Raw genomic sequence first — 4,717 nt, 5'->3', positions numbered from 1 at the left:
ACCCGCGAAGCTGAATGACACTGAGAGAGACCGTTGGCCGAATGACGTCGGCCGACGGTCACTCGTCGTCGTCGAAGTTGTAACTGCCCGGCGCGAGGTTTTCGAAACGCGTGTACTTACCGATGAACGCCAGACGGATGAAGCCGATCGGGCCGTTACGCTGCTTGCCGATGATGATTTCGGCAATGCCCTTGTGTTCGGTTTCCGGGTGATACACCTCGTCCCGGTACACGAACATGATCACGTCGGCGTCCTGCTCGATCGCTCCGGATTCCCGCAAGTCGGAGTTCACCGGGCGTTTGTTCGGGCGTTGCTCCAGGGAACGGTTGAGCTGTGACAGGGCAACCACCGGGCAGTTGAACTCCTTGGCCAGCGCTTTCAGGGATCGCGAGATCTCGGAAATCTCGTTGGTCCGGTTGTCACCGCTGGAACCCGGGATCTGCATCAGTTGCAGGTAGTCGATCATGATCAGGCCGACGTCGCCGTGCTCACGCACCAGACGCCGGGTGCGCGCACGCATTTCCGACGGACTGATACCCGCAGTGTCGTCGATGAACAGCTTGCGATCGTTGAGCAGATTGACTGCCGAGGTCAGACGTGGCCAGTCGTCGTCTTCCAGCTGGCCGGAACGAACCTTGGTCTGGTCGATACGACCCAGCGACGACAGCATACGCATGATCAGCGATTCACCTGGCATCTCGAGGGAGTACACCAGCACGGCCTTCTCGCTGCGCAACACCGCGTTTTCCACCAGGTTCATCGCAAAGGTGGTTTTACCCATCGACGGACGGCCCGCGACGATGATCAAGTCGGCCGGTTGCAGGCCACTGGTCTTCTCGTCAAGGTCGGTGTAACCGGTGGACAGGCCGGTGATGGCGTTGTCGGTGTTGAACAGGGTGTCGATGCGGTCGATGGCCTTGGTCAACAGTTCGTTGACGCCCACCGGGCCGCCGGTCTTCGGCCGCGCTTCGGCGATCTGGAAGATCTGCCGTTCGGCCTCGTCGAGGATCTCTTCGGCGGTGCGACCTTCGGGGTTGAAGGCGCTGTCGGCGATTTCGGTGCTGATGCCGATCAACTGGCGCAACGTCGCCCGCTGGCGAACGATCTGCGCATAGGCCTTGATGTTGGCGACGGACGGCGTATTTTTCGCCAGCTCGCCGAGGTAACCGAGGCCACCGACCTGCGAAGTCTGCCCTTCCTTGTCCAGTTGCTCGGACAGGGTCACGACGTCGATCGGCATGTTCTGATCGGCCAGTTTGGCGATCGCACGGAAGATCAGACGGTGGTCATGCCGATAGAAATCGCCGTCGGAGACTTGATCGAGCACGCGTTCCCAGGCGTTGTTGTCCAGCATCAGACCACCGAGCACAGCCTGTTCGGCCTCGATGGAATGCGGCGGCACCTTCAGGGCAGCGGTTTGCAGATCGTATTGCTCGGGAGCGGAGATATCGTTCATGGCCACTTGTGTTTGTTTGGAAAAACAGGGAATTCAGAAAGACAAAGGGCACGACCTGTAAACAGGATCGTGCCCGATGTTAACCGTCTGACGGACAAGCCGCCAGCCGATCAGGTGTTGCTTAAGCTGCTACCACGACAACGCGTACGGTGGCTTCAACTTCGGCGTGCAGGTGCACAGCCACGTCGAATTCACCCACGTTGCGGATGGTGCCGTTCGGCAGACGAACTTCGCTCTTCTGCACTTCAACGCCGGAGGCGGTCAGTGCGTCAGCGATGTCGTGAGTACCGATCGAACCGAACAGCTTGCCTTCGTCGCCAGCGGTGGCAGTGATGGTCACTTCCAGCTCGGCCAGTTGGGCAGCACGGCTTTCAGCCGATGCTTTACGGTCTGCGGCGGCTTTTTCCAGCTCAGCGCGACGCTCTTCGAACGCAGCCAGGTTGGCAGCGGTCGCAGCGGTAGCTTTGCCGAAAGGCAGCAGGTAGTTACGGCCGTAACCGGCCTTAACGTTTACTTTGTCGCCCAGGTTGCCCAGGTTGGCGATTTTTTCCAGAAGGATCAGTTGCATGTGGAAATCCTCTTAACTTTTAACCTTCACCGTTCGCGCTGTCGGTGTCTTTCGACACGTGACGACCGCGAAAATCAATCAGGCTGTCGACAATGGCCAGAACCACGAGCAACGGATAGATCAGCTGCATGAACAACAGCAGCGTGACGTACAACCCCACCAGCCAGAAACCGGCCAGTCGCTTCTGCCCGACCAGCCCGTGAATCAGGGCGAGTCCGGCGAACACCAGCGGTACACTGCACAACGGCGTCAACATGGCCATCTGTGCACCGAGATTCGGGCCCAGAAGCATCAACGCCAGCAGCAACATCGCCGGCCCCAGCGGGATCCGGATGGCGCGAAACTCGCGACCAAAACCACCCGGGTTGTACAACAACGCCTGCCAATGCCGCCCGACAATCAGGCTCAGCACGCTGACGATCTGCAACAGTGCCGCAATCAGTCCGGTCAGCACGGGTGCAATCAGGGACGCGAAATGCGCTTGCTCATCGACCGACAATTGCTTGTAGGTTTCACCGAGAAGCGCCGGCATGACCTTTATCAAGGCCTGCGCGAGCATCTCGATCTGGGCCGCAAACGCCGCCCCGAGCACCACTGAAAACACCACGCCAATCGCTACGCTGACCAGCAGCGTACGAACCCAGGACTCACTTGCGCGCAAAACCAACGCAAGTCCCGAAGACCCCAGCAGCACCAGAAGTGCCCGTGGGTCATCGGCATACAGCCACCAGATCAACGCCGGCAGCAGCCCCAGAGACAGAACACCCAGGGCGTCCGTCAGTCCGCGCCGCAGCAGCACAAGGCTCCCTGCGGCAGCACCCAACCAATACAACAACGGCAATGTTGCACATCCGGCCACCACGAGAGTGGCCTGCATACGGCCTCGCATGATGAACTCAGCTAAGGCACGCATGCATTCAATCCTTTGCTACTTGTCGACTGCCCGGTCTCAGCGGCCGTGGCTGTCGGTGTAGGCCAGCAGGGCCAGGAAGCGGGCGCGCTTGATAGCGGTGGCCAGCTGACGCTGATAACGAGCTTTGGTACCGGTGATGCGGCTTGGAACGATTTTGCCGGTCTCGGATACGTAGGCTTTCAGAGTGTTGAGATCTTTGTAATCGATCTCTTTCACGTCTTCAGCGGTGAAGCGGCAGAATTTACGACGACGGAAGAAACGTGCCATTTGATAGGCTCCTTAAAAGGTCCGTGGATTACTCGTCAGCGTTATCGCTGTTGTCGCTGTCATCACTATCAGCGCTATCAACGCCTTCGTGCTCAGGACGGTCGCGACGCTCACGGCGCTCACTGCGGTTTTCTTCAGCCTTGAGCATCTCGGACTGGCCAGTAACGGCTTCGTCGCGACGGATGACCAGGTTACGGATCACTGCATCGTTGTAGCGGAAGTTGTCTTCCAGCTCGGCCAGAGCCTTGCCAGTGCACTCAACGTTCAGCATCACGTAGTGAGCCTTGTGAACATTGTTGATTGCGTAGGCCAGTTGACGACGGCCCCAGTCTTCCAGACGGTGGATTTTGCCGCCGTCTTCTTCGATCAGCTTGGTGTAACGCTCAACCATGCCGCCGACTTGCTCGCTCTGGTCAGGGTGGACCAGAAAGATGATTTCGTAATGACGCATGAATGCTCCTTACGGGTTGTAGCCTGCCGCTCAAAAACGGTCAGACAAGGAGTGAATGACACTTATGGACTTGCTGGCGCGGGGCACATCGGTGCCTGCCGTCACAGCAAGGGGCGCAATTGTAGAGAAGGGACTGCAGAGGTGCAAGGCAATTGGTGAATATTTGAACAGCAGCTGTAAGCATCGAGCCTCAAGCTGCAAGCGGGTCCGCTTTTAGCTTGAGGCTTGCAGCTAAATGCTTAAGGCTTGCGCGAAGCGGCAGCCTTGGCCTTGGCCCCGCGTTGACGCTGCGCTTCGAACAGGCACACACCGGTTGCCACGGACACATTGAGGCTGCTGACGCTGCCGGCCATCGGCAGGTTCACCAGATAGTCGCAGTGCTCGCGCGTCAGGCGGCGCATGCCTTTGCCTTCGGCGCCCATGATCAGAATGGTCGGGCCGGTCAGGTCCTGGTCATAAATGCTGACCTCGGCCTCACCTGCCGTGCCAACCACCCACAGACCGCGCTGCTGAAGCTTTTCCAGGGTGCGGGCGAGGTTGGTCACTGCCACCAGCGGAATCACTTCCGCCGCGCCGCAGGCGACTTTGCGCACCACGGGCGTCAGGGTCGCCGACTTGTCTTTCGGCACGATCACCGCCAGCGCACCGGCGGCATCCGCCGAACGCAGGCAGGCGCCGAGGTTGTGCGGATCGGTCACGCCGTCGAGCACCAGCAACAGTGGCGCGCCTTCGGTGCGATCAAGCAGCTCATCGAGCATCGCCTCGCCCCAGACCTGGCTCGGACTGACGTCCGCCACCACGCCCTGGTGCACGCCCTCAACCCAGGCATCCATTTCGCGACGCTCGGCCTGACCGACTTGAACGCGGTTTTCATTGGCCAGCTCGATCAGGGTCTGCACCCGCGGATCGTTACGGCTCTCGGCCAGCCAGATCTGCTTGACGCGTTTCGGATGGTGACGCAACAACGCTTCTACCGCGTGAACGCCGTAGATTTTTTCCAACTGACTCATGACTTCGCCTTCGGTTTACGTGCCCCGCCACTTTTGGCTGGAGCAGAACCCG

6 protein-coding genes are annotated in these 4,717 nt (G+C 59.6%); all 6 read right to left on the bottom strand.

Annotation, left to right across the window (positions count from 1 at the left end; genetic code table 11):
* Positions 1 to 58: 58 nt before the first annotated feature.
* The 6 genes from dnaB to rlmB all read right to left on the bottom strand — a co-directional run bounded on the left by dnaB (position 59) and on the right by rlmB (position 4,665).
* Positions 59 to 1,456, bottom strand: a complete 1,398-nt coding sequence (dnaB, locus tag DBR24_RS09350; RefSeq protein WP_008016882.1) for a replicative DNA helicase — start codon at positions 1,454 to 1,456, stop codon at positions 59 to 61.
* A gap of 121 nt (positions 1,457 to 1,577) precedes the next feature.
* Positions 1,578 to 2,024, bottom strand: coding sequence for a 50S ribosomal protein L9 (gene rplI, locus DBR24_RS09345; RefSeq protein WP_003221136.1), 447 nt, complete (start codon positions 2,022 to 2,024; stop codon positions 1,578 to 1,580).
* Between the two features lie 19 nt (positions 2,025 to 2,043).
* Positions 2,044 to 2,937: a hypothetical protein gene (locus tag DBR24_RS09340; protein WP_123470927.1), complete on the bottom strand. Its 894-nt coding sequence runs from the start codon at positions 2,935 to 2,937 to the stop codon at positions 2,044 to 2,046.
* A gap of 36 nt (positions 2,938 to 2,973) precedes the next feature.
* A complete protein-coding gene (gene rpsR / locus DBR24_RS09335) occupies positions 2,974 to 3,204 on the bottom strand; it encodes a 30S ribosomal protein S18 (protein WP_002551829.1) in 231 nt (76 codons plus the stop codon).
* A 28-nt stretch (positions 3,205 to 3,232) separates the two neighbouring features.
* Complete coding sequence (rpsF, locus tag DBR24_RS09330) at positions 3,233 to 3,655, bottom strand: 30S ribosomal protein S6 (protein ID WP_123470926.1); 423 nt, start codon at positions 3,653 to 3,655, stop codon at positions 3,233 to 3,235.
* A 239-nt stretch (positions 3,656 to 3,894) separates the two neighbouring features.
* The gene (rlmB, locus tag DBR24_RS09325; RefSeq protein WP_128614582.1) at positions 3,895 to 4,665 is read right to left on the bottom strand and encodes a 23S rRNA (guanosine(2251)-2'-O)-methyltransferase RlmB; all 771 of its coding nucleotides are present in this window, start codon (positions 4,663 to 4,665) and stop codon (positions 3,895 to 3,897) included.
* Positions 4,666 to 4,717: the final 52 nt, after the last annotated feature.

The organism is Pseudomonas sp. HMWF006, assembly GCF_003061205.1.
Classification (GTDB): Bacteria; Pseudomonadota; Gammaproteobacteria; order Pseudomonadales; family Pseudomonadaceae; genus Aquipseudomonas; species Aquipseudomonas monsensis.
Note: the sequence above shows the minus strand (reverse complement) of the source record. Positions and strands in the feature narration are given on the sequence as shown.